This is a genomic window from Sphingomonas sp. CCH9-E2 (assembly GCF_001557215.1).
Lineage (GTDB): Bacteria > Pseudomonadota > Alphaproteobacteria > Sphingomonadales > Sphingomonadaceae > Sphingomonas.
In genome coordinates, this window is the sequence record NZ_LSJM01000062.1 from 1 (window position 1) to 23,736 (window position 23,736).

Sequence of the window (23,736 nt, forward strand, 5' to 3'; positions counted from 1 at the left end):
GGATCGGCAGCGGCGGGGCGACGGCGACCAGCGGGAAGTTGCGCGCCATCTGCGCCGCAAGCCGCCCCTGGACCAGCGCCAGCCAGTCGGTGTCCTGAAGCAGCCACGGCAGCATCCCGAAATTGGGCGCGATCATCGCAACACGACGCTGGATGCCCATGCGATCGAGAAAGGCATCGCCGAAACTCGGCAGCCGCTCGTCGCCGATCGCGACATGGACATGGTCGTATGCCAGCATTGCCGCCAGCGTCGTCGCGCCCGCCAGCGCCGGGTGCCCCGCGCGTCCGACCAGCCGGTATTCGTCCTCGAACAGTCGCTCCGAAGGCAATTCGGGCGTCACATATTCCTGGAGCGTGATGAGCAGGTCGATCCCGCCGCTTTCGAGTAGCTCGATCCGCCGCGGGCTGGGCAGCAGCAGCTCGATCCGCACCCCCGGCGCGGTTGCGGACAAGCGGGTGACGATCGGAAACAGGATCGATGTCGCGATATAGTCCGACGTCATGATCCGGAAATTCCGGTTGGTCGTCGCCGGGTCGAAATGGCGCGACGTCGCGATCACGCCCTCCATCGTCTCCAGCGCCTGTCGCACCTGCGGCAGCAGCGTTTCGGCAAAGGGCGTCGGATACATCCGCTTGTTGCGCGCGATCAGCAGTTCGTCGCCGAAATAGCTGCGCAGCCGCGCCAGCGCGTTGCTCATCGCCGGCTGGCTCAGGTTCAGCCGCTGCGCCGCGCGGGAGACGCTGCGGTCGCTCATCAGCGCCTCGAACGCGACGATCAGGTTGAGGTCCAGTCCCTTGAAGCGCATCGCCGATCCATCATTGAGATCAATCAAAATGGATCAGAACTATAAGTTTTTCAATGTTCAGGCATGGCGCTAGGTCATGCGCAACCAAATTCGGAGCAGGATGCATGAGCAGAGTAAGCGAAATCCGCTATGTCGGATATGCAGTCACGGCGCTTGAGGAAGAGCGCGCCTTTTACGCCGATGTCTGGGGGCTGGAGCCGGTCCCGTCCGACGATGGCATGATCTATTTCAAGGCGCAGGGGCATGACGAGCATCATGTCGTCCGGCTGCGCGCGGCGGACACCAAGCGGATCGACGTGATCGCGCTCGCCGCGGACAATCGCGCCGATGTCGACGCGCTGCACGACAAGGTTGCAGCGGCTGGCTGCCAGATCATCCACGCCCCGCGTGACCTGACCGCGCCGGGTGGCGGCTATGGCTTCCGCTTTTTCTCGCCCGACGGCCTGCCGTTCGAGATTTCGAGTGACGTCGCGCGCGGGTCGAGCCGGGAGATGCAGCGCTGGGACGGCGTGCCGCAGAAGATCAGCCACATCGTCCTCCACTCGCCCGATCATCAGGGCCTGGTGAAGTTCTTCGTCGACGTGCTCGGCTTCCGCGTCAGCGACTGGCTGGGCGATTTCATGTGCTTCCTGCGCTGCAACAGCGCGCATCACCGCATCGCGATCCTGCCCGGACCCGCGTGCCTCAACCATGTCGCCTATGACATGCTGACCGTGGACGACATGATGCGCGGCATCAGCCGCCTGCGGAAGAAGGGCACCGATATCCGCTGGGGCCCGGGACGGCATACTGCGGGCAACAACACCTTCAGCTATTTCACCACGCCTAGCGGCTTTGCGGTCGAATATACCTCGGAGCTGGAGGAGGTCGATTTCGACAACCATGTCGACAAGGTCCATGTCCCCGGACCGCAGGTGATGGACCAGTGGGGCGTCGGTGTCGGTGGCCCGCAGACCATGCCGCATCCCGAGGCCGATGCCGGCCTGTTCCAGGCAGCAGAGGCTTAAGTCATGGCATTGTTCGAATATTTCCCGAACTACATCTGGAACCTGTCGGTCGCGATCGCGCTGGAGAGCGGTGGGCGGATCGGCGAGATCGTCGATATGTGCCAGCCGATCCGCGACGCCGCTGCGTCGGGTTCGGACGCCGGCACGCCGCAATTCATGGCGAAATGGGTCGAGATGGGCGACAAGCTGATCGGCCTGGCGGACGAGGATGAGGCCGCCGGGCGCGGCTTTTCCGCCTCCGACAAGCTCGAGCGCGCGTCGCTCTATCTGCTCGTCGCCGAGCGCATGCAGGGCCATGGTCATCCGGGGCGCGTGGAAACCTATGCCCGCGCGCTCGATGCCTTCGCTCGCTCGACCCGGCTGGGCTCGATCAACCGCGAGCGGGTGGAAATCCCGCTGACCACCGGCACCATGCCTGCGCTCTATACCCGCGCCGAAGGGCCGGGGCCGCATCCGGTGGTGGTCTATTGCAACGGCCTCGATAGCTGCAAGGAGCTGCTCTACTGGTCGCGCCTGCCCGAGGCGCTGGCGAAGCGCGGCATCTCGACCCTGTGCGTCGACCAGCCGGGTACCGGCGAAGCGCTGCGCCTGCAGAACCTGCCCGTCGATCCGCATAGCGAGAATTGGGCGAGCAAGGCGATCGACTGGCTGGAGACCCAGCCTGACGTCGATCCCAAGCGCATCGGCATGACCGGCATTTCGCTCGGCGGGCATTTCGCGCCGCGCGCGGTAGCCTACGAACCCCGCTTCGCCAGCGGTGCCTGCTGGGGCGCCAACCATAATTGGGCCGAGGTGCAGCAGAAGCGCCTCAAGCGTGAGGGCGAGAATCCCGTCCCGCATTACTGGGCGCACGTGATCTGGGCGTTCGGTGCCAAGGACATGGACGACTTCCTTGCCAAGGCGGAGGACATGAACCTCAACGGCCATATGGGCGGGGTGAAGGTGCCGTTCCTGGTCACCCACGGCGCCAAGGATCGCCAGATCAGCGTCGATTATGCGCAGGATTGCTATGACCAGCTGGTCAACTCGCCGCGCCGCGAACTCAAGCTGTTCACCGACCGTGAGGGCGGGGTCGAGCATGTTGGCGCGGACAATATGAGCTTTGGCCGCGATTACATCGCCGACTGGTTCGCCGAAACGCTGGGCGGGAAGCTGTCCTGATGCGCCTCGCGACATTGCGGCGCGGTGGGCGCGATGGCACGCTGGTGGCGGTCAGCCGCGACGGCGCGCGGGTCGCGCCGGTCGCGGGCTATGCGACGCTTCAGGCCGCGCTCGACGATTGGGATGCGGCGCAGGGCGCGCTGACCGCTGCGGTCGAAGCGGCGGAGAGCGGTGAGGCGGTCCAGCCGGACGATTTCGCCGCGCCGCTGCCGCGCGCCTGGCAATGGCTCGACGGATCGGCCTTCGCCAATCACGGCGCGCTGATGCAGCTCGCCTTCGGCCACGCACCGATCGAGACCGATCTGCCGCTGATGTATCAGGGAATGAGCCACCAGTTCATCGCCCCGACCGCCGATGTGCCATTCCCCAGCGAAGCCGATGGCATCGATTTCGAGGGCGAGTTCGGCGTCATCACCGGCGACGTGCCGATGGGCTGCTCGGCTGCCGACGCGCTGGCTTATGTGCGGCTGGTGGTGCTGATCAACGACTGGTCGCTGCGCGCCATCGCCCCGCTCGAGATGAAGACCGGCTTCGGCTGGGTCCAGGCCAAGCCTGCATGCAGCGTCGCGCCGTTCGCGGTGACCCCCGATGCGCTGGGCGATGCCTGGCGCGATGGGCGCGTGCATTTGCCGCTGACGGTCGAGGTCGACGGCAATTGGTTTGGCAGCCCCAATGGCGCGGCGATGGGCTATGGTTTCCACGAGCTGATCGCGCACGCCGCACGCACCCGCGCATTGCCCGCCGGCACCATCATCGGATCGGGCACGGTGTCGAACGTCGAGCATGAGACGGTCGGATCGACCTGCATGTCCGAACGCCGCGCGATCGAGATGATCGCTCATGGCGCGCCGCAGACGCCGTTCCTGTCCTTCGGCAGCCGCGTCGCGATGCGGGCAGGGGAGGGCGCCTCGCCCTTCGGCGCGATCGATCAGCTTGTGGTGAAGGGGTAGCTCTCAAACATCCGTTTGCCCTGAGCCTGTCGAAGGGCCGCTCGCGCGCTGTCGTGGTGCGGGATCGCGCTTCGAGAAGCTCAGCGCAAACGGGGTTTAGGCACCTAACTTCCGTCTGAAATCAGCGTCCCGCCATCGACCACGATGGTCTGGCCGGTGGTGAAGCCACCGGCATCGCTGGCAAGGTAGAGCGCGGTCGCCGCGACCTCGTCCGGCGATCCCGCGCGGCGCAGCGGAGTCATCCCCAGCCGCCGCGCGGCACGCTCGGGGCTCGACAGGATCGCGCCTGCCCAGTCGGTCTCGATTAGTCCCGGCGCGATGGCATTGGCACGCACCCCGGACGGCCCCCATTCGACCGCCAGATTGCGCGCCAGCTGCGCCAGTGCGGCCTTGGTCATCCCGTAATGCCCAAGCATCGCATTGCCGCGCAGCCCCGCAATGCTCGACAGTAGCACGATGCTGCCGCGCCCGCGCGCCGCCATCGCCGGGGCGAGATGCCCGGTCAGCCGCAGCGGATGGAGCAGGTTGATCGCATAGAGCCGCTCACGTTCGGCCTCGTCCATCGCGTGCAACGGTGACGCTGGTCCTGCGATTCCCGCATTGCAGACGAGGATATCGATCCCGTTGGTCTGCGCGTTGGCCTCTTCCGCCAGGCGCGCGACCGCCGCAGCATCGCTGACATCGGTCGGAATCGAAATGCCGCCCAGTTCCTCCGCCAGCGCACCGCACGCCACCGCATCGACATCGGCCAGCACCAGCCGCGCCCCCGCGCCCGCGAACAGCTGCGCAATCGCCAATCCGATTCCGCGCACCGGCCCGGTGATCAGCGCAGTGCGCCCGTCAAGGCGGAAGGCGGCGAGGGGGTCAGAGTTCATCAAGCACCGTCTCGACCAGCTGCCCCAGGTCTCCGTCATGGCGAAATTCCAGCGCGTCTGCGCGGGGCGTGGCGAGTTCGGGATAGCTGCCAAAGGTCGAGCGGGTCGCCGGAACTTCCTCGAAGCGGATGCCCGACACATCGCCATGGTGCGCCAACTCCGCCACCAAATCGCCCATCGTCACGCGCAGCGCGGGAAGCGTCAGCGCCTCCTGCGCTGCCCGCTCGCCCAGTGCCGCCGCCACCAGATTGGCCGCGCAGCACCGCACGGACATCAGCCAGCTGGTCGCGTCTGCCGCCACTGGCACGCACAGCGGCGTGCCGGCCAGCGCAGCGTGGAAGATATCGCTGAGGAACGCCGAGCCAAATCCTCCGGCCGCCGTGGGGCGGGCGACGATTCCCGGCAGCCGCAAGGCAAAGCCCGACACCGCCCCGCGCCGGACCGCATCGGCAAAGGCCAGCTCGACCATGCGCTTGTGCGTGCCGTAGACGCTGGTCGGAGTGGGGACAGTCGCGTCGTCGACCGGATCGGGCAGCACGCCGCCGAACACGGCGATCGACCCCGCGATCACCAGCCGACGACACCGCATCGCCTCGATCAGCGCCAGCGGCACGTCGAGATTGATCGCCCGCGAGGCCCCCGGATCGCGCTCCGCCGCACCGCCCGGCAGCGCGGCAAGATGCAAAACCGCGTCGACGCGCGGCGCCGTCAGCGCGGCAATCACCGCCGGATCGGTCAGGTCGCCCGCGAGCGTTTCATACCCGTCGATCTCCGCCACCGCCCGGTCGGCGAGCAATAGCCCTACCTGCGGGTGCTGCTCGGTAAGTTGCCGCACGACCGCCCGGCCGACGAACCCCGCCGCGCCGGTGATCGCCAGCAACATTACCGCTTCAGCTCAGGCGCGAATTCGCCGTCGATCAGGATGAAGGCGATGCGGCAATTGGCGTTCGACCGGTTCGACCAGCCATGATTGGTGCCACGCTGGATCACGATGTCGCCCGCGCGCACCGTCGTCTCGCCCTCATCCATGATCAGCACCAGCTCGCCTTCCAGCACGATGCCGTAATCGATCGTCTCGGTACGGTGCATCAGCGCGTGGCGGCTGCCTTCGCCATGATGCGCCGACGCGTCGCCCGCGCCGACCTCGGCGAAATGCGCCTGCGCCTCTTCGGGCGACATCGTACGGATCTCGTCGCTCTCGGGCGGGATGTCGAGCACGCGGATGCGGGTGCCGCCCTTGGGCGGGGCGAGCTTGATGCCGTCCTCATGCGGCTCGCCCGATGCGGCGTCGAGCAGCGCCGGGGTCGACTGCGTGTTCCAGATTTCGTGGAACATCGGACCCGCCGGGCCACCGATCTGCTGGACGCGCGGCGCGGCGCCGTCCTCCTGAATGATCGCGCGACCGCTGGCATCATGGCCGGTAACGACGCGGCGGACTGGTTTGGTCATGTTCATGCTCCTTGAGTGGCGGTGCCGCGACGCAGCAGCGCAATAATGGCACCGATTGCTGCCGCTGCAGCGTAGAAAAGAAAGGCGCCCGACAGGCCGCCGAGCACGCCCGACAGCGCGACCGCGACGATCGGCGCGACGAACTGGGCGAGGAAGAAGGACCCGGTCCATACGCCCGTGCCGCGCCCACGCGTCTCGGGCGGAAGGCGGCGCAGCACCCAGGCCAGCATCGTCGGGAGCATCAGGCCGTTACCGATCGAGATCACCACTGCGCACGCAGCTGTGATATAGAAACTCCCCGACAGGCCGATCCCGACATAGCCCAGCGCAACCAGCGGCAGGCCGATCGACAACAACGTCTCTCCCGACCAGCCCTTGAGCCGTCCAAACAGCATCGACCCCGCCATCACGCCCAGGTTCGCCGCCGCACCCGCCAGCCCGATCGTCGCAGGCGAGGTCACCCCCGTCGCTTCGATCACCGGACCCAGCTGGACGATCAGCGTGTAGAACAGCATCCCGATGCCAAAGGTGATCGCGACCAGCAGCGCAATGCCCTGAGCCTTGCCTGTAGCAGTAGTAGCCGCCGAAGCCTTTGCCGGCTCGAACAGGATCATCGCTGCCGCAAGCGCGACCGGCAGCGCCAGCAGATACAGCCAGAACGGCCCGCGCGAGCCCAGGGCCTCGCCGAGCGCGCCGCCCGCCGCGATCAGCACGATCGCGCTGACGCTCGCGGTGGCGATCTGGATCGAAACCCAGCGTTCGCGCCGCTCGCCAGTGAAATAGTCGCCGACCAGCGCGGTCGCGACGGTCATGATGATCGCCTCGGTCACTCCCAGCGCGACGCGCGCGGCGAGGATCAAGCGCAGATCGTGGAGCAGCAACGGCAACAGCCCGAACCCGGCATAGCCGACCAGCGCGGCGATTAGCAGCCGCTTGCGCCCGAGCTTGTCCGACAGCCAGCCCGCTACCGGCGAAAACAGCGCCACGCACAGCGCCGGGATCGTCAGCGCCATCGGCACCAGCACCGCCGCGCCCGGAACGCCCGCAAACTCACGCAGCAATAGCGGCAGCACCGGCACCAGCGCGATGATCGCCATGGTCGGCATCACCGCGGTGAGCATCAGGATCACACCATGGCGGGTCGTCGCTTGCTGGGTCATCGCGCGTTCCTCAGATCGGTTGAGCTACGACTTCGAACATCTCGTGCGTCGCCTTGGCGTTATCGACCGGCGGGCCCTTGCCGAGCTGGCCCATGCAGATCGCAAGGCTGGAGCGGACGATATAGGCGCAGCGGTCGAACCGGCGGTTGCGATAGGCGGTCAGCGCCGCGTCGACATCGTCATGCCGCGCCAGTTCGTCGGCCAGCACCAAGCTGTCTTCGATCGCCATGCCCGCGCCCTGGCCCAGATGCGGGGTGGTTGCGTGCACCGCGTCGCCCAGCAGCGCGATCCGGCCGCGATGCCATTCGCCTTCGACCAGCATCCCCTCGAGCGGGCGATAGACGACGCCATCGTCATCGGTGACCAACTCCGAAAGCTCCCGGATATAGGGCGCACACCCCGCCATCTTCGACCGCATCACCGCTGCCAGCCCCGCGCGCGGATAGCGCGGATTATCGGGCTCGGGCGTGGTGACATAGATGTACATCAGTGCGTCGGACACCGGCACCAGCCCGACGCCGGTCGGCCCGTTATAGACATGCAGCGCGTCAAGATCGGCGGGGCGGGGCAGGTTGTAACGCCACACCGCTTGCCCGGTGAATTGCGGCCCGGTCAGCTCGGGGAACAGCGCCGCGCGCGTCTGCGAGTAGACGCCGTCGGCGCCGATCACGAGGTCGAACCGCGCCTGCTCACCATTCGAGAAGGTCGCATCGACGCCCGCGCCATCGTCGCGCAGCTTCGTCGCGGTCACGCCGAGCAGCACCTTCGCCCCGCTGGCAATGGTGCGGTCGCCCAGGATCTTGTGCAGCGCCGGCCGGCTGATCCCCATATTCGCCGGATAGCCGTCGACCAGCCGCGGCGTCGGAACGCGGGCGACCTTTACCCCGGTCGGGGTGTAGATCTCGACCGCATCGAACCCGACGCCGGACGCGACATACTCGTCGATCAGCCCCAGCTGCGCCATCGCGCGGATTACGTTCGATTGCTGGATGATGCCGACGCCATAGACCGACCAGTCGGGATCGCGCTCGATCACCGTGACGTCAAAGCCCTTGGCGCGCAGTGCGATCGCGGCGGTCAGGCCGCCAATGCCGCCGCCGATGACGAGAATGGTACCGGATTGCATGTCTTCTCTCTCAGAAACGGTCGAGGTCGTTGGCCAGCGTGATCGGCCCGGCAAAGCGCGCGCGGACCTGCGCGATATAGCCCTGGGTGCGGACCGGATCGGGGGTGCCGCCCGCGAAATGCGTGATGACCACCGCCTTCACCCCGGCACGCGCGGCAAGATCGCCGACCGCTTCGGGGGTCAGGTGATGGGTCGACAGATGCTGCTCCAGCTTCTGCTTGGCCGGGGCTGGCATGTCGGGCGAATTGCGCGCGACCGTCGCCATCGTCGCGGCCATGTCGATCATCTCGCTGACCAGCAGATCCGCCCCCTTCGCCAGCTTCTCCACCGCCGCACTCGGCCCCGTATCGCCGGTATAGACGATCGAGCGGCCGGGCAGGTCGAACCGCAGCGACAGCGACTTGTAGTTGCGGTCCTCGACGCTGCCGGGGGCGAAGTCGTAATGGCTGTTCTGCGCGGCGGTGACGGTCATGCCGTCCACGGTCATCTTGTCGCCGTCGTTCAGCTCGATCACCGTCACCGTATCGGCCGGCGCTGCCCAGGGCTGGCCCGGAATGCCATAGCCAACGCGCGCCGCAGGCTGCATCGACGCGACCATGCCGGCGACCAGCTCGCGCGTGCCCGGCGGGCCATAAACGGTCAACTTCTCCGCCACATTGGTCTGGTTGCGCAGCCCCAGCACCGCCGACAGGCCGCCGGTATGATCGGTGTGGAGGTGGCTCAGGAACACCGCGCGGACGCGGGGCAGCTGGTATCCCGCCTTGGTCAGCTGCTGAACCGCGCCGTCGCCAGCATCGACCAGATAGATGCGCCCGTCATGGACCAGCGCATTGGCGGGCTGGGACCGGTCGCGGCTCGCCACCGGTCCGCCCATCGTGCCGAGCGTAATGAACGCGTCGCCCTGGGGCGGCGTCTGCTGCGCAATGGCGGGCGATGCCGCCAGTACCGCAGCAACCGTCAGCCCCAGAAGCGATACGCGCATCAGAAGTCGAACCCGACGCGGACGCCATAGGTGCGCGGTGGGCGCAGCGTGCCGACCGGGAAGTCGAGGATCGGACGCGTGCCCGCACGCGCCAGCACTTCCTCATCGGTCAGGTTGTTGACGAAGCCGGTGATGCTCCACCCCTGCTGGCTGCGCAGCGTCACGAACGCATCGGCCATCACGAACCCGTCCTGCTTTTCTTCAGGGCGATAGTTGGAGTTCATGAAGCGGCTGCTCTCGATATTCGCCCGCGCACCGGCGATGAAATCGAGGTCGCCGGTCAGCTCGAACGTGCGCTCATAGCCGACATTGATCGCCCATTCGGGCGAGTTGACCGTCGGCTTGCCCGAACAGTCGATGTCGTAGAAGCGCGCGTTGTTGATCCCCGGATTGGCCGCGCGGCTACCCAAAGTGGTGCAGCCCGTGGTCACCGGCGCGCCGGTCGGCGAGAAGTTCGCCGTCTGCAGGCTGTCATACTTGCCCTTCAGATACTGGACATTGAGGTTGAACAGGTCGTTGCGGCTTGGCGCGAAGCGCGCCTCGAACTCGGCGCCATAGATGTGCGACTTGCCCGCATTGACGGTGATCGACCCCTGCGCGAACACGCCGGTCCCGGTGGGAACGCCGCCGACATAGGTGATCTGCTGGTCCTTATAGTCCCAGTAGAACGCCTCGAAATTCAGCTGCAGCTTGTTGTCGAGGAAGCGGTTCTTCGCGCCGAAGGTATAGGCGGTCAGCGTTTCCGGACGGAAGGTATTGTTCGGCGGCTGCGCGACGAAGAAGCCGCCCGCCTTGAAGCCGGTCGCGACGTTGGCATAGATCAGCGATGCCGGACCCGCGTCGAACTCGACGCCAGCCTTCCAGGTGAACTTCTCGAAGCTCAGGTCGCCGGTGAATGGGACGCTCAGCGGCGGCGTGACCGGGCCGGGCAGACCGCCCGACGCGGTCGAGGTCAGCTGCTTCTTGTCCTCGCGCGTGTAACGACCGCCGGCAACCAGGCGCAGGCTGTCGCTGAGGTCGAAGGTCAGCTGGCCGAACGCCGCGACGCTCTCGGTATTGAGGCGCGGGGTGAAGCGGGTCGTCGAGATATTGCCCTGGCGGAAGAAATTTTCGGTCGCCTGGTTCTCGCCGAAATAGAAGCCGCCGATGACATAGCGCAGCTGCTGGTCCTCGTTCGACGACAGCCGCACTTCGACCGAGGTCTGTTCAGCCAGGTCGGTGATGTCGCCCGCGAAACCGGGCAGATAGGTGCGGAAGCGCACGTCCGAACGCCGCCATGCCGGCAGCACGGTCAGCGTGCCGAAGCCGAGATCGCCGACCACCGTCGCGCTGACGCCATAGAACTGGTTGTCGAGGAAGCCGTCGGTCCCCGGCAGCGCGACACAGCCGCTGGTCACGAACCCGCCGGCACCGCCGCAGAAGGGCGGGGCGAACAGCGTCGAGGCGAGCTGGCGGATCGCGGTGTGCGCGCGCGGGTCGGACACGCTGACGCGATCCTCCAGCGCCGGCACGGTGTAGCGCGCTTCCGGCAGCAGCACCGCGCCGCCGCCCTTGCCATGCTGATTGTAGTAATCGGCGACCAATGTCATCGACCAGCGGTCGGACGGCTCGATCAGCAGCGACGCGCGCACCGCCTCGCCCTTGTCGTCGTCATAGCCGTCGGAGATATAGCCGTCGCGATCGACGATCTGCCCGGCGACACGCAGCGCGACCTTGTCACCGATCGGCACGTTGAGCGCGAGGAAACCCTTCTTGCTGTCGTAATTGCCATATTCCAGCAGCGCTTCGCCGCCGAACGTGCCGAGGATCGGCTTTTTGGGAAGCACGTTGATCGCGCCGCCGGTCGCGTTGCGGCCATAGAGCGTGCCCTGCGGACCCTTGACCACTTCGACCCGCTCGAGGTCGTAGAAGACGCCCGCCGGCGCGGTCGGGCGGCCGACATAGACGCCGTTGAAGTTGAACGCGACGGCATTCTCCGAGAAGGAGTTCTGCGAGTTCGTGCCGACCCCGCGCAGGAAGAAGCTGGTCGTGCCACCGGTCGGCTGGACCACCAGCGAGGGGACGAGCTTGCCGAGATTGGCGGTTTCGGTGATGCCCGACTGAGCCAGATCGTCGCCGGTCACGGCGGTCACGGCGACGGCGGCGCGCTGCAGCGACTCCGACCGGCGCTGCGCGGTGATGACGATGTCCTGCAGGCCATCGGTTTCTTCGGCTGCGGCCGGGGCGGCCGGTGCCTCCTGCGCGAACGCAGGAGCGGCATGGGCGACGAGGATCGCGGTCCCCGCGAGAAGCAATTTTTTCATCAGACAACCCTCCCTGGGCGCCGCCTCGGTGAGCGCGCCTCTGCATTGAGGATGGTCAAAGCCGATCAATTATCATAACGATTTGTTTCTATCATTGAGCACAAACGGAATTGATGGATGCGGCTCGATCAATTCGATCTCAACCTGTTGATTGCATTCGATGTCCTGATCGAGGAGCGCAGCGTCACCCGTGCGGCGCAACGCCTGAATCTCACGCAATCGGCGATGAGCGCCGCGTTGAAGCGGCTGCGCGAATCCTTTTCGGACGAGATTCTGGTCCAGCATGGCAAGCGCATGGTGCCCACCGCCGCCGCGCTGTCGCTGGCCCCCGATGTCTCCGCTGCCTTGCTCAACATGCGCGCGATTCTCGCCAGTGGCATGCGGTTCGATCCCGCGCATTCGCAGCGCCGGTTCCGGGTCGTCGCATCGGATTACATCACCACCGTGCTGCTCGGCCCGGCCTTGCGGCTGCTGCACAAGGAAGCGCCGCATATCCAGATCGAGATCACGCTGCCGCGCTCCGATATTCTCGAAATGCTCGACGATGGCGAGATCGACCTGCTGATCTCGCCCGAGCAGTTTCTCAGTCCCGATCATCCGCGCGAATTGCTGTTCGAGGAGCGGCACGTCGTCGTCGGCTGCGCGTCCAACCCGGCGATGCAGCGTCCGCTCGACGCGGAAACCTATTTCGGCAGCGGCCATGTCGCGACCAGCGTGTCGCGCGACGGCACCTTCATCGATAACTATCTGCGCGGCCAGGGCGAGCAGCGCCGCGTCGACGTGATCTGTGCCGCGTTCTCGCAGGTGCCGTGGATCCTGCCGGGTACCTCACGGCTCGCCCTGATGCATGAGCGGCTCGCCCGGGAGCTCGCCCCCGGTCTCGGCCTTGTGATTCAGGAACCGCCTTTCCCGCTGCCGGTCATGCGCGAAATGATGCAATATCATAGCGCGCGGAGCATGGATCGCGGGTTGGCGTGGCTCTGTGCGCGGTTGAAAGCCGTCGGCCAGCCGGCCAATGACGCCGCGACGAAAGCCGCCTGATCCGCGCTCCGCTACGCCGGGCGGAAGCACAAGGTCGCGATCGCCCCGCCGCCCTCGCGCGGTGACAGGTCGAAGCTGCCGCCGAGCTGCTCGGCCAGCGTGCGCGAGATGCGCAGCCCCAGGCTGGTCGCGCCGGCGGGTGTGAAGCCGGGCGGCGGGCCCGCACCATCATCCGCGATCGTCAGCACGACGGTTGCCGCGCTGGCGCGCATCTGCACATCGATCCGCCCGGTGTCGCGACCGGCAAAGCCATGCTCGACCGCATTGGCGATCGTTTCCGCGACGATCAGCGCGATCGGGATCAGCGCGTCCGGCGGCAGCATGATCTGTGCGTCCACATCGACCGACGCCGTGACGCCCGGCTTGCCTGAGGTCGCCATCACATCCTGCACCAGATCGGAAAGCATCCGCTCCAGCGTCTGGGGGTCGCCGCTATGGTCATAGAGCTGGCGCTGGATGCGCCCGATGGTCTGCAGCTTGCCGCCCGCATCCGCCAGCGCCTGGCGCGCCGCCGGATCGCCGACGCTGCGCTGCTGCAGCGCGAGCACGGCACCGACCATCTGCAGGTTGTTCGAAACCCGGTGCTGCAACTCGCTGAACAGCAGCTGGCTCCGCTCGGCCAGCATCTGGCTGCGCTCGCGCTCCAGCCGCAGCCGCGCGGTGCCGCGCTGCATCCAGTCGATCAGCAACAGATCGACGGCCACCACGCCGACATAGAAACCCATTGCGACGATCGCGCCGGGGGCGAACGAGAAGGCATTGGCGGGCGGGATGAAGAAATACCAGGCGAGCAGGCCGCACAGAACCGCTGATAGCATGCCCGGGCCACGCCCGAACAGGAAACCCGACAGGACCACCGCCGGGAAGAAGGTGAGAAAGGGGAAGCCGGGCGGAAAGGCATCGGCGAGCAGCCACCGCGTCACAAGGCCCACCAGCGACAGCAGCAGCGCAGCACCATAGCCCTGCCAGCGATGTTCGCGGGCAAGCGGCAACCGTTCCAGCAATCGACCCGTACGCCCGTCCACCGCATCCCCCATTGCCGGTGTCCCCGTCGATGCGGGGTCATCATCATGGATCGAAAAAGCCTCCGAAGCCAGTGGCTCCGGAGGCTCTCGCTGTCCGATCCGGATTGCTCCGGAACGTGAACTTACTTGACGTGCTTCGCGATGTGCTTGTTCATCTCGAACATCGTCACCTTGTCCGCGCCGAAAATGGGCTTCAGCTTGGCGTCGGCCAGGATCTCGCGCTTGTTCGCGGGGTTCTGGAGATCGTTCTTCTTGATGTATTCCCACATCTTGCTGACGATCTCGCTGCGCGGCAGCTCTGCGGTACCGACGATCGCGGCGAGCTCAGGCGAGGGGGTGACGGGCTTTGCGATGCCGCCCCGGGCGCCGCCAGATGCCTTTTTTTCGGCCATTCTATTCTTCTCCTCTGCGGGCCGGCAATCCTGCCGGACCGTGATCTTGGTCAGCGCCGGGGGCCCGGGCAATGCCCTGAACCCGGTGTCGCTGCGCCGGATGTAATCCGGTTCTTTGTACGATGCACGTATTTGATGCGCTTCCAAGAGGGTTTGATACGTTTGGTTGTGGAGAACCCGCCGCTTTGTCGCTCAGAAGGCCCGCTCCGCCGCACTCAAAACGACTCCAAGCGCCATGGATGCCCAGCGCACTCGCCACGAAAAAGGGGCGCCCCGGTATCCCGGAACGCCCCCAATTCTTGCAATGACCGGATCGCCCGGTCGGTCAGCTTCGGATCAGAAGCCCACCTTCGCCTTGACGCCGAAGAAGCGCGGCAGGCCCGGATAGGCGGCGTAGTTGCCGGTCTGCTCCGGCACCGCAAAGCCGGTGATGTGGTAATATTGGTTGGTCAGGTTCTCGACGAAGAACTCGAGGCTCTTCTTGCCGTCGTCGGTCTGCAGGCCGACACGGGCGCCCAGCAGCGCATAGCCCGGGTTGAACAGCGCGGTGCGTCCGGTGGTCGCGTTCGGGTTGTTCGACGGGATGTTGACCTCGCTGTTGTAGCGCATGTCGACATGGACCAGGCCGCGGATGCCGCTGGTGATCTGCGGCGTCCAGGTCGTCGCGATCGTCACCGTATGCTCGGGCTGGTTGCTGACCTGACGGCCTTCCTGACCCTGCAGCGGGGTGCCGACGAAGTTGTTGTCGGCATCGTACTTGGCGTTGATGTAGCTGTAACCCATGCGGAACGTCAGGTTGCGCACCGGCTGGATGATCGATTCAACCTCGACGCCCTTGCTGGTCGTGCTGTCGACATTCTGGACGACGAAGTTGTTGCCGCTGAACACCAGCGACTGCAGGTCGCTGAACTTCTGGTAGAAAGCGGCGATGTTCAAGGTGAAGGCACGGCCCCACTGGGTCTTCACGCCGATTTCATAGGCATCGACCGATTCCGACCCGAACGCCAGGTCGCTGGCCTGCGGACCGTTGCCGCCGAGCAGGACGCTGTCGAACGTCGCCTGGTCCATGTTGTAGCCGCCCGACTTGTAGCCGCGGTCATAGCCACCATAGACCAGGATGTCCGAATTCACCTTGTACGCCAGCTTGGCGGTGCCGGTGATCTTGCTCTCGTCCTTGTCATGGGCGTAGCTGCCGTTGAACTCGGTGTTGATCGCCGGGTTGCAGCTCAGCAGATACAGGTTGTTGAACAGGCCGAGCTGGCGGAGCAGGTTGGCGTACTGGACGGCAGCCGTATTGCCCGCACGCACCTGGTTGAAGAAGGTGCAGCTGCCGGTGTTGTTGCTGATCGTCGCGGTCAGGTCCTTCTTCTCATAGTTCCAGCGCGCACCCAGCGTCAGCGACAGCTTGTCGCTGATGTTGATGATGTTGTGCGTGAACAGCGCGAAGGCGTTGGTCTTGACGCGATAGTCGTTGGTGTTGCCCTGGCCGGCGCTGACACCCGGAAGCGGGCTGGCGGCGAGCGCGGCGAGGCCCGGAACCGGCGTCGCCGAATAGCCGAGCGCGTTGCAGGTCGCGACCGGAACCACGCCCGACGGCGCTGCGCCGACGGCGGTGCGGAAGCAGCCCACGACCGGAGCCAGCGACGCGCCATAGGCCGCCTGATACGCGGCGAACACGTTCGGCACCGCCGGGTTCAGGAATACGGCACCCGGGGTCGGGGCCGTGCCGAGCGATCCGTAGAACTGCACCGATCCGCCGAAGGACGGGCCGGCCAGCGCGTTGAAGATCGAGTCGACATAGCGGTTGCCGTCATTGCCGACGCGGACCGTGTCGTGAACCTTGTTGGTCTCGTTGAGGTAGAAGCCGCCGACCAGCCAGTCGAGCACGCCGCCGAACGCCGAACCCTGGAAGCGCAGCTCCTGGGTGAAATCGCTCAGCTCGTTGCGATAGCCTTCGCGATAGGCGCGATCGATGCCCGAGAAATCGACGTCCTGGTTACGCCGCACGCGCCAGTCGCGATAGGCGGTGATCGAGGTCAGCTTGATATCGTCGGTCAGATCGGCGTTGATCTCGCCCGAAAAACCCCAGTCGCGCACGCGCTCGCTCAGGTCGCGGTTGGGCGACGCAGCCATGCGGCGCTGTTGGGGATCGATCGTGGTCGGCACGCCGTTCACGGTCCGGCTGGTGCCCTCGTACAGGCCATCGCGGCCCTGCGCACCGGCAATCCCCTCGATCAGCGGCGCGAACGCACCGCGCACGACCGAGATCGCGCCGCAGCACTGCTCATCCGTCTCGTAATAGTCGGCGATCAGGCGCAGCGAGAAGGTCGAGGTGTCGTACAGCGCCTGGCCGCGGGCGTACCAGCGGTCGACATTGTTGAACGCACGGTCGGCGTTGACGTCCTCGATATAGCCGTCGCGCTTGCGATAGCCGCCGTCGAGACGCAGCGCGAGCTGCTCGGTCACCGGACCGGTCACCGCGCCCTTCAGCTCGAACGCGTTGTAATTGCCGTAGCTGCCCTCGAGATAGCCGCCGAGTTCGAACGCCGGCTGGGCGGTGAAGATCGACAGCGCGCCGGCCGAAGTGTTGCGGCCGAACAGCGTGCCCTGCGGGCCGCGCAGCACTTCGACGCGCTCAAGCTGCGGCAATTCGGAAATGGCGACGCCCGCGCGTGCGCGGAACACGCCGTCGATGAAGACGCCGACCGCAGGCTCGAAGCCGGGGTTGTCGCCGGCGGTGGTGATGCCGCGGATATACAGCGTGGTGCCGGTCGCCGACGACTGGCCGGTCGAGCTCTGCAGCGACGGGGCGAGCTGCTCCAGCCCGCGGACGTCCTCGACGCCGGCATTGGCGAGCAGCGTGGCCGGGACTGCGGTCACCGCGATCGGCACGTCCTGAACGGTTTCGTTACGGCGGGTCGCGGTGATCACGACTTCGTTGCCCGACGCCTCTTCTTCTTGCGCGGCGGGGGCGGAGGTGTCCTGGGCAATGGCGGGGGTGGCCGCGATCAGCGCGAGGGCAGATGCGGAAAACAGCTGGAGTGTGCGCATGGGTCTCTCCTCTCTGGGTCCGCCGGGGGTCTTTCCCTCCGGGACCGGTCTTCTTGTTGTTGTTGGGTCACACGCTACCGCCGCTCGAATCCTTACGTCAACGTCAAATCACGCTAGGAATCCGGCGGAAATGCTTGCTATTTCCCGTAACGACACCGTTTGTTGCACGCGGGCAACACAGCAGAGGCGCTTGCCGTAGCGTCAGACCGAAAGGGACAGGGTACCAGCCATTATGAGTTGCCATCACCACGAAGACCCCGTCGATGGCGATCTCGCCGCGCCGACCCCCAAGATTCCGGTCCCCGATGAGGTTGCGGACGCGATCCGCACGCTGCTGCGCTGGGCCGGCGACGACCCGAGTCGCGAAGGACTGATCGACACCCCCAAGCGCGTCGCGCGCGCATGGAAGGAATATTGCCAGGGCTATGCCGAGGATCCCGCCTATCATCTCAGCCGGGTGTTCGAAGAAGTCGGCGGCTATGACGATATCGTCCTGCTCAAGGACATTCCGTTCCAGTCGCATTGCGAACATCATCTCGCGCCGATCATCGGCAAGGCGTCGATCGCCTATCTGCCGGGCAAGCATGTCGTCGGCATCTCCAAGCTCGCCCGCGTGCTGCACGCCTATGCCCGCCGGCTGCAGGTGCAGGAACGGCTGACCGCGCAGGTCGCCGACTGCATCTGGGATCATCTGCAGCCGCGCGGCGTCGCGGTGGTGATCGAGGCGAGCCATGCCTGCATGACCGCACGCGGCGTGCGCACTCCGGGCGTGTCGATGGTCACCAGCCGCGTGATCGGCACCTTCCGCCAGGATGACCGCAGCCGCAAGGAAGTCCTCGCACTGATGGGTTACTGATGCGCGTTCTGGTCACCGGTGGCGCGCGGCGGATCGGGGCGGCGATCGTGCGCCGCCTCGTGGCCGATGGGCATGCGGTCGCGGTGCACCACCATGATTCGCATGACGAGGCCGATGCCCTGGCGCGCGAACTGGGGGTGGCGCTGGTCACCGCCGACCTTGCCGATGCCGCCGACACCCGTGCGCTGATCGCGGCCGCGGCCGCTGCGCTGGGCGGCCCGGTCGAGGGGCTGGTCAACAACGCCTCGCGCTTTGCCTGGGACGCGATCCCGCTCGCCGATTATGCCGGGCTCGACCGGCACATGCACGTCAATCTCGGCGCTCCGCTGCTGCTCGCCTCGGCGCTGGCGGCGCAGGTCGGGCTGGGAGAAGGGGCGATCGTCAACCTGCTCGACCAGAAGCTCGCCAACCCCAATCCCGACTTCCTGACCTACACGCTAAGCAAGGCGGCGCTGGCCGAGGCGACCACCCTGCTCGCGATGCGGCTCGCCCCGCGCATCCGCGTCAACGCGGTCTCGCCGGGCCTCAGCCTGCCGAGCCTCGATCAGACGGCGGAGGAGTTCGCCACCGTCGCCAGCGCCAACCTGCTCGAACGCCCGGTCGACCTGTCCGACCTCGCCGCGACCGTCGCCCATCTGCTGACCACGCGCAGCATCACCGGCCAGAATATCTTCGTCGATTGCGGCCAGCGTCTGGTGAAGCGCGATGGCGATGTCATGTTCACCGACCGGGAGCGCCCGCATGGCTGAATATACCATCCATCTCGACGGGCTGGTGGTCGAAATCGGCCTCGGCATCCATGATTTCGAACGCGCCGCGCCGCAGCGGGTCGAACTCAATGTCGCGATGCGCTGTGTTTACGCAGCGCCACCCGAGGACCGGATCGATGCGGTGGTTGATTACGACTATCTGCGCACCGGCATTCACGCGCTGGCGGCCAGGGGGCATATCGAGCTTCAGGAAACCCTGTGCGACGCCGTCGCCGCGCTCGCCCTCGCCGCCGACCCGCGCGTCGCCGAAGTCCGCGTCCGCTCGATGAAGCTCGACGTCTATCCCGACGCGCGCGTGGGGTGCGAGGTGGTGCGGGTGCGGCCTGGTTCGACGCTTTAGGACTTGGATGAAGGCCGCCTTGCCCCTATGTCCACCCGGTCCATCGTTCACCGACGGGCAACAATGGGCCGTTTAACGGGTTTTCGCGTGCAATTGCTGCTGTTCCTCTCTGCGCTCCTCGCGAGCCTCACCGGTGCGATTGCCGGTGACCGCGACCTGCGCGGGTTTCAGCAGCGCAGCGACACTGCCATTTCCCGCACCGCCGAAACCGCTGTTGCAGCGGTGTCGCGCGTCGCGGCGGCAGTGGTCAGCCGCCCCCTCGCCACGCGTGAAGTGCCCGTCGCGGTGCCGTTCGCGATCCACGACGCTCCGGCCGGCACGCCTGCCCGCCTGACCAGCGAACGCCGGCTCGAATAGCCGCGCGCGCCGCCGCTCAACCGCGGCCGGCATCCATTTCGCATTCGAATCGTTGGCGCTCGCACGACGGGCGCACACCCTGCAATTTCACACGACTGGAAATCATCATGTTCGGCGGCTTGGCCAAGACCCTGTTCGGTTCGTCCAACGACCGGTATGTTCGTTCGCTCAACCCCATCCTCGCCAAGATTGCGAGCTTCGAGCCCACGCTAAAGGCGATGTCCGACGCGGAGCTGGCGGCGCAGACCGTCAAGTTCCGTGAGCGGCTCGAGAATGGCGAAAAGCTCGACGCGATCCTGCCTGAAGCCTTTGCGACGGTGCGTGAAGCCGGTGTCCGCGTGCTCGGCATGCGCCATTTCGACGTGCAGATGGTCGGCGGCATCGTGCTGCACCGTGGCGAGATCGCCGAAATGCGCACGGGTGAGGGCAAGACGCTGGTCGCGACGCTTGCCACCTATCTCAACGCGCTGCCGGGCAAGGGCGTCCACGTCATCACCGTCAACGACTATCTCGCCCGCCGCGACTCCGAATGGATGGGCCAGATCTACCGCTTCCTCGGCCTGACCGTGGGCGTGATCGTCCCCAACCTCGCCGACCATCAGCGCCGCGAAGCCTATGCCGCCGACATCACCTACGGCACGAACAACGAATTCGGCTTCGACTATCTGCGCGACAACATGAAGTACGACCGCGCGTCGATGGTGCAGCGTCCCTTCGCCATGGCGATCGTCGACGAAGTCGACTCGGTGCTGATCGACGAAGCGCGCACCCCGCTGATCATCTCCGGCCCGACCGACGACAAGAGCGAGCTCTATATGGGCGTCGACGCGATCGTGAAGCAGCTCAGCCCCGACCTGTACGAAAAGGACGAGAAGCAGAAGAGCGTCGTCCTGACCGAAGACGGGATGGAGAACGTCGAGCGGATGCTGGAGACCGCAGGGCTGCTCAAGGGCGGCAACCTGTATGATTTCGAGAATACGCAGGTGGTGCACCACCTCAACCAGTCGCTGCGCGCGAACGTCATGTACAAGCGCGACATCGATTACATCGTCAAGGACGGCAAGGTCGTCATCATCGACGAATTCACCGGCCGCATGATGGACGGCCGCCGCTGGTCCGACGGCCTGCATCAGGCGGTCGAGGCCAAGGAAGGCGTGACGATCGAGCCGGAGAACCAGACGCTCGCATCGATCACCTTCCAGAATTATTTCCGCATGTACCCCAAGCTGGCGGGCATGACCGGCACGGCGGCGACCGAAGCGCCCGAATTCTACGACATTTACAAGATGAACGTGGTGTCGATCCCGACCAACGTTCCGGTCAAGCGCATCGATCAGGACGATGAGTTCTACAAGACGATGCAGGACAAGTTCATCGCCATCGCCCGCACGATCCGCGAGCATTCGGCGAAGGGTCAGCCGGTGCTGGTCGGCACCGTGTCGATCGAAAAGTCCGAACTGCTCAGCGAATATCTCACCAAGGAAGGCGTCGACCACTCGGTCCTCAACGCCCGCTTCCACGAGCAGGAAGCGCATATCGTGGCGCAGGCCGGCCGTCTGGGCGCGGTGACCATCGCCACCAACATGGCGGGCCGCGGCACCGACATCCAGCTTGGCGGCAATCTCGAATTCCGGGTCGAGGCCGAACTCGCCGAAATGCCCGAGGGGCCGGAGCGTGACGCCGCGATTGCGCAGATCAAGGCCGAGATCGCCGCCGAAAAGCAGAAGGTGCTGGAGGCCGGCGGCCTGTTCGTGCTGGGCACCGAACGCCATGAGAGCCGCCGCATCGACAACCAGCTGCGCGGCCGTTCGGGCCGTCAGGGCGATCCCGGCCTGTCGCGCTTCTACCTCAGCCTCGACGACGATCTGCTGCGCATCTTCGGCCCGGACACGCTGTTCGCCAAGATGATGCGCAACAACATCGCCGATGGCGAGGCGATCGGCAGCAAGTGGCTGACCAAGGCGATCGAGACCGCGCAGAAGAAGGTCGAAGCGCGCAACTACGACATCCGCAAGCAGGTCGTCGAATATGACGACGTGATGAACGATCAGCGCAAGGTGATCTACGAACAGCGCGCCGACATTATGGACGCCGACACGGTCGGGGACGTGGTCGAGGATATGCGCGCCGAAACGGTCAACGATCTGGTCGGTACGGCGTGCCCGCCCGAAACCTATCCCGAGCAATGGGATATCGAGGGGCTGAAAACCCGCGCGCAGGAGATGCTGGGCATCGAAGCGCCGGTCGAACAGTGGATCGCAGAGACCGACGGGATCGAGCCGGAGGATGTCGAGAACCGCATCCGCGAGCTCGCCGCCGCGCGCGTCGCCGCCAAGTCGGATCAGCTCGACCCGGAAACCTGGACCTCGATCGAAAAGTCGATCCTGCTGCAGAATCTCGACCATCACTGGAAGGAGCATCTCGCGATGCTCGACGCGCTGCGTCAGGTCGTCCACCTGCGTGCCTATGCGCAAAAGACGCCGATCAACGAGTATAAGCAGGAAGCGTTCGCGATGTTCGAGCGCATGCTGGGCGCGATCCGTGAAGACGTGACCCGCACGCTCGCCTGGGCGGAATTCCAGTTCCAGGCACCCCCGGGCCTGCCCGAACTGCCCGACTTCCTGACGACGCATATCGATCCGCTCACCGGGCTCGACAACAGCGCCGACTGGGATGCGGGCAGCGCCGGCCTGATCTCGAACGAGCTGCCCGCGATGCAGATCCCGCGCCCCACCGGCGATGCGCTCGGCGAAGATCCGGCCAGCTGGGAAGGCCGCGTCAACCGCAATTCGCCATGCCCGTGCGGTTCGGGCCGCAAGTACAAGCAGTGCCACGGCGCGGTGGTGTGAAGTAGATCACTCCTCCCGGAACGGGAGGGGACGGGGGAGGGGCGCGCGTCTGCGCGCTCCAAAGACTCCTTGCTGAAACGAGAAGGGCCGCCCGAGACGATCGGGCGGCCCATTTTTTGGATCGTCACCCCCGCGAAAGCGGGGGCCCATCTCCCGGACTGCCCGAATACTGCACCGGTGCGATGCGCCAATCCTGCAGGAGATGGGCCCCCGCTTTCGCGGGGGTGACGGCGGTGTCTGGATGCCGTCCTGCCTCTCCGACGACGGGGAGAGGCAGGAACTACCTCACCGCGGGCGCGGCGGGGCGATCGAGGTGCCGAGATTCTCCAGCACTTCGCGTGCGTTGAACGCGCGAACATTGTCGGGCTTGCGGCCCTTGCCGATCACGATCTCGGCGCTCGCCTCATAACGCTCGACCGTGCGGATATCGACGTCGCGGTCCCAGAAGGGATCGCCGCCCCACGGGCTCCAGCTGCGCCAGCCCCAGCGCGGGCCGTAATAGCGCCACGACGGACCCCAGCCGCCCCATGGGCCGCTGCTGAACGGGCTGGTAGTGGCATAGGTGCGCGACTTCTTTTCGGTGTCGCGGTCTGCGAGGACGAAATGGTCCCCGCCGCGTTCGACCGTGAGCTGCGCCGCGCGATAGAGCAGATAGCGCTCGACCGTCTCGCGCGATGTCATGCTGTTGCCGGCAAAGGTGACGCGGAAGCGATCGGATTCGATCTGCTCGTCCCAGTAACCGGTGCGGTACGATCCGCTGCCGGTCGCGGGCTGATAGGGGGTCGGGGTGGTGCAGGATGCGAGCACGCTGGCGCTGGCCAGCGCGAGCGCGACCGCCGCGATGCGCGAGCGGCGGGCGGGGACGGTGGACATGACTTTCCTCCTAAGCATCTCATATTGCGGCGAATCGTGCCGATGCTGCGGCGATAACGTTCAGCACAGGCCAAATGTCCCTATGCTGAACGAAACGACAGAAACCCGCGCGGCGCAAGGCCCGCGTCGCGGATCGGTGTCTATGTCAGGAGGAAAACTCGCTGGCTCCCTGAGTTGGATTCGAACCAACGGCCGCTCGATTAACAGTCGAGAGCTCTACCGCTGAGCTATCAGGGAACACCAGCGAGGGCGCGCCTATACGAAGGGGTGCCGGGCAATGCAAGCGGGGAAACGGGGATTTTTCTCAACAATCCTCCCCCGCCAGGGGGAGGTGGCACGCGCAGCGTGACGGAGGGGGAGGAAG

The 23,736-nt window shown here is 66.0% G+C and carries 21 protein-coding genes and 1 tRNA gene; 9 read left to right on the plus strand and 13 right to left on the minus strand.

The genetic code is table 11. From position 1 onward, the window contains the following. The coding region (locus AX681_RS03495; RefSeq protein WP_156456029.1) for a LysR family transcriptional regulator at positions 1-805 on the minus strand (805 nt) is incomplete at its 3' end. Between the two features lie 104 nt (positions 806-909). On the opposite strand from AX681_RS03495, the gene AX681_RS03500 reads away from it, so the two are divergent. The 3 genes from AX681_RS03500 to AX681_RS03510 are packed head-to-tail and all read left to right on the plus strand — an operon-like array spanning position 910 to position 3,923. Next, positions 910-1,812 (plus strand): VOC family protein, encoded by a 903-nt coding sequence (locus tag AX681_RS03500; RefSeq protein WP_066659520.1) that lies wholly within the window; start codon positions 910-912, stop codon positions 1,810-1,812. Between the two features lie 3 nt (positions 1,813-1,815). Further along, positions 1,816-2,973 carry an alpha/beta hydrolase family protein gene (locus AX681_RS03505; protein WP_066659514.1) on the plus strand — a complete coding sequence of 386 codons (1,158 nt, stop codon included), beginning with the start codon at positions 1,816-1,818 and terminating at the stop codon, positions 2,971-2,973. Then, positions 2,973-3,923, plus strand: a complete 951-nt coding sequence (locus AX681_RS03510) for a fumarylacetoacetate hydrolase family protein (RefSeq protein ID WP_066659512.1) — start codon at positions 2,973-2,975, stop codon at positions 3,921-3,923. Before AX681_RS03505 ends, AX681_RS03510 begins: the two co-directional genes overlap by 1 nt. Positions 3,924-4,027: 104 nt before the next feature. Here AX681_RS03510 and AX681_RS03515 read toward each other — a convergent pair whose 3' ends face one another. From AX681_RS03515 to AX681_RS03545, 7 genes are read right to left on the minus strand one after another with little or no spacing between them, the layout of a single operon-like run. Further along, positions 4,028-4,798, minus strand: a complete 771-nt coding sequence (locus tag AX681_RS03515) for an SDR family NAD(P)-dependent oxidoreductase (protein WP_066659507.1) — start codon at positions 4,796-4,798, stop codon at positions 4,028-4,030. Next, entirely contained in the window at positions 4,788-5,681 is an 894-nt protein-coding gene (locus tag AX681_RS03520) for an NAD-dependent epimerase/dehydratase family protein (protein WP_066659505.1), read from the minus strand. The genes AX681_RS03515 and AX681_RS03520 overlap by 11 nt, the downstream gene beginning before the upstream one ends. Further along, positions 5,681-6,247, minus strand: a complete 567-nt coding sequence (locus AX681_RS03525; RefSeq protein WP_066659538.1) for a cupin domain-containing protein — start codon at positions 6,245-6,247, stop codon at positions 5,681-5,683. Before AX681_RS03525 ends, AX681_RS03520 begins: the two co-directional genes overlap by 1 nt. 2 nt (positions 6,248-6,249) lie before the next feature. Continuing rightward, on the minus strand, positions 6,250-7,407 hold the full coding sequence (locus AX681_RS03530) for an MFS transporter (protein ID WP_066659503.1): 1,158 nt from the start codon (positions 7,405-7,407) through the stop codon (positions 6,250-6,252). A gap of 10 nt (positions 7,408-7,417) precedes the next feature. After that, complete coding sequence (locus AX681_RS03535) at positions 7,418-8,533, minus strand: FAD-dependent oxidoreductase (RefSeq protein WP_066659501.1); 1,116 nt, start codon at positions 8,531-8,533, stop codon at positions 7,418-7,420. A gap of 10 nt (positions 8,534-8,543) precedes the next feature. Continuing rightward, entirely contained in the window at positions 8,544-9,515 is a 972-nt protein-coding gene (locus tag AX681_RS03540) for an MBL fold metallo-hydrolase (RefSeq protein WP_066659496.1), read from the minus strand. Next, positions 9,515-11,818 carry a TonB-dependent receptor gene (locus tag AX681_RS03545; protein ID WP_066681824.1) on the minus strand — a complete coding sequence of 768 codons (2,304 nt, stop codon included), beginning with the start codon at positions 11,816-11,818 and terminating at the stop codon, positions 9,515-9,517. Before AX681_RS03545 ends, AX681_RS03540 begins: the two co-directional genes overlap by 1 nt. A gap of 117 nt (positions 11,819-11,935) precedes the next feature. On the opposite strand from AX681_RS03545, the gene AX681_RS03550 reads away from it, so the two are divergent. Continuing rightward, the gene (locus AX681_RS03550; protein WP_066664110.1) at positions 11,936-12,859 is read left to right on the plus strand and encodes a LysR family transcriptional regulator; all 924 of its coding nucleotides are present in this window, start codon (positions 11,936-11,938) and stop codon (positions 12,857-12,859) included. An 11-nt stretch (positions 12,860-12,870) separates the two neighbouring features. Here the strand turns inward: AX681_RS03550 and AX681_RS03555 are convergent, their stop codons facing one another. The 3 genes from AX681_RS03555 to AX681_RS03565 form a co-directional block, all read right to left on the minus strand. Continuing rightward, positions 12,871-13,884: a sensor histidine kinase gene (locus AX681_RS03555; protein ID WP_231733834.1), complete on the minus strand. Its 1,014-nt coding sequence runs from the start codon at positions 13,882-13,884 to the stop codon at positions 12,871-12,873. Between the two features lie 122 nt (positions 13,885-14,006). After that, on the minus strand, positions 14,007-14,276 hold the full coding sequence (locus tag AX681_RS03560; protein ID WP_066664113.1) for an SWIB/MDM2 domain-containing protein: 270 nt from the start codon (positions 14,274-14,276) through the stop codon (positions 14,007-14,009). Between the two features lie 336 nt (positions 14,277-14,612). Continuing rightward, on the minus strand, positions 14,613-17,327 hold the full coding sequence (locus tag AX681_RS03565) for a TonB-dependent receptor (RefSeq protein WP_066664114.1): 2,715 nt from the start codon (positions 17,325-17,327) through the stop codon (positions 14,613-14,615). Between the two features lie 232 nt (positions 17,328-17,559). Here AX681_RS03565 and folE point away from each other — a divergent pair, with 232 nt between their 5' ends. From folE to secA, 5 genes are all read left to right on the plus strand, one after another. Further along, positions 17,560-18,183, plus strand: a complete 624-nt coding sequence (gene folE, locus AX681_RS03570; RefSeq protein WP_066664116.1) for a GTP cyclohydrolase I FolE — start codon at positions 17,560-17,562, stop codon at positions 18,181-18,183. Further along, positions 18,183-18,932 carry an SDR family oxidoreductase gene (locus AX681_RS03575; protein ID WP_066664127.1) on the plus strand — a complete coding sequence of 250 codons (750 nt, stop codon included), beginning with the start codon at positions 18,183-18,185 and terminating at the stop codon, positions 18,930-18,932. Before folE ends, AX681_RS03575 begins: the two co-directional genes overlap by 1 nt. Further along, a complete protein-coding gene (locus AX681_RS03580) occupies positions 18,925-19,293 on the plus strand; it encodes a dihydroneopterin aldolase (protein WP_066664138.1) in 369 nt (122 codons plus the stop codon). The genes AX681_RS03575 and AX681_RS03580 overlap by 8 nt, the downstream gene beginning before the upstream one ends. Positions 19,294-19,380: 87 nt before the next feature. Continuing rightward, positions 19,381-19,650, plus strand: coding sequence for a hypothetical protein (locus AX681_RS03585; protein ID WP_066664140.1), 270 nt, complete (start codon positions 19,381-19,383; stop codon positions 19,648-19,650). Positions 19,651-19,757: 107 nt separating this feature from the next. Further along, positions 19,758-22,499 carry a preprotein translocase subunit SecA gene (gene secA, locus AX681_RS03590; RefSeq protein WP_066664142.1) on the plus strand — a complete coding sequence of 914 codons (2,742 nt, stop codon included), beginning with the start codon at positions 19,758-19,760 and terminating at the stop codon, positions 22,497-22,499. A gap of 285 nt (positions 22,500-22,784) precedes the next feature. Here the strand turns inward: secA and AX681_RS03595 are convergent, their stop codons facing one another. Further along, a complete protein-coding gene (locus AX681_RS03595) occupies positions 22,785-23,372 on the minus strand; it encodes a CC0125/CC1285 family lipoprotein (RefSeq protein ID WP_066664145.1) in 588 nt (195 codons plus the stop codon). A 162-nt stretch (positions 23,373-23,534) separates the two neighbouring features. Continuing rightward, positions 23,535-23,609, minus strand: a tRNA-Asn gene (locus tag AX681_RS03600). Positions 23,610-23,736 lie beyond the last annotated feature (127 nt).

What these genes read in the sequence shown, in the direction of transcription:
- secA (WP_066664142.1), top strand. Translation starts at nt 19,758, where the DNA reads ATGTTCGGCGGCTTGGCCAAGACCCTGTTCGGTTCGTCCAACGACCGG.
- AX681_RS03535 (WP_066659501.1), bottom strand. Translation starts at nt 8,533, where the DNA reads ATGCAATCCGGTACCATTCTCGTCATCGGCGGCGGCATTGGCGGCCTG.
- AX681_RS03595 (WP_066664145.1), bottom strand. Translation starts at nt 23,372, where the DNA reads ATGTCCACCGTCCCCGCCCGCCGCTCGCGCATCGCGGCGGTCGCGCTC.
- AX681_RS03505 (WP_066659514.1), top strand. Translation starts at nt 1,816, where the DNA reads ATGGCATTGTTCGAATATTTCCCGAACTACATCTGGAACCTGTCGGTC.
- AX681_RS03560 (WP_066664113.1), bottom strand. Translation starts at nt 14,276, where the DNA reads ATGGCCGAAAAAAAGGCATCTGGCGGCGCCCGGGGCGGCATCGCAAAG.
- AX681_RS03520 (WP_066659505.1), bottom strand. Translation starts at nt 5,681, where the DNA reads ATGTTGCTGGCGATCACCGGCGCGGCGGGGTTCGTCGGCCGGGCGGTC.
- AX681_RS03540 (WP_066659496.1), bottom strand. Translation starts at nt 9,515, where the DNA reads ATGCGCGTATCGCTTCTGGGGCTGACGGTTGCTGCGGTACTGGCGGCA.
- AX681_RS03515 (WP_066659507.1), bottom strand. Translation starts at nt 4,798, where the DNA reads ATGAACTCTGACCCCCTCGCCGCCTTCCGCCTTGACGGGCGCACTGCG.
- AX681_RS03550 (WP_066664110.1), top strand. Translation starts at nt 11,936, where the DNA reads ATGCGGCTCGATCAATTCGATCTCAACCTGTTGATTGCATTCGATGTC.
- AX681_RS03510 (WP_066659512.1), top strand. Translation starts at nt 2,973, where the DNA reads ATGCGCCTCGCGACATTGCGGCGCGGTGGGCGCGATGGCACGCTGGTG.
- folE (WP_066664116.1), top strand. Translation starts at nt 17,560, where the DNA reads ATGAGTTGCCATCACCACGAAGACCCCGTCGATGGCGATCTCGCCGCG.
- AX681_RS03575 (WP_066664127.1), top strand. Translation starts at nt 18,183, where the DNA reads ATGCGCGTTCTGGTCACCGGTGGCGCGCGGCGGATCGGGGCGGCGATC.
- AX681_RS03565 (WP_066664114.1), bottom strand. Translation starts at nt 17,327, where the DNA reads ATGCGCACACTCCAGCTGTTTTCCGCATCTGCCCTCGCGCTGATCGCG.
- AX681_RS03530 (WP_066659503.1), bottom strand. Translation starts at nt 7,407, where the DNA reads ATGACCCAGCAAGCGACGACCCGCCATGGTGTGATCCTGATGCTCACC.
- AX681_RS03500 (WP_066659520.1), top strand. Translation starts at nt 910, where the DNA reads ATGAGCAGAGTAAGCGAAATCCGCTATGTCGGATATGCAGTCACGGCG.
- AX681_RS03525 (WP_066659538.1), bottom strand. Translation starts at nt 6,247, where the DNA reads ATGACCAAACCAGTCCGCCGCGTCGTTACCGGCCATGATGCCAGCGGT.
- AX681_RS03580 (WP_066664138.1), top strand. Translation starts at nt 18,925, where the DNA reads ATGGCTGAATATACCATCCATCTCGACGGGCTGGTGGTCGAAATCGGC.
- AX681_RS03545 (WP_066681824.1), bottom strand. Translation starts at nt 11,818, where the DNA reads ATGAAAAAATTGCTTCTCGCGGGGACCGCGATCCTCGTCGCCCATGCC.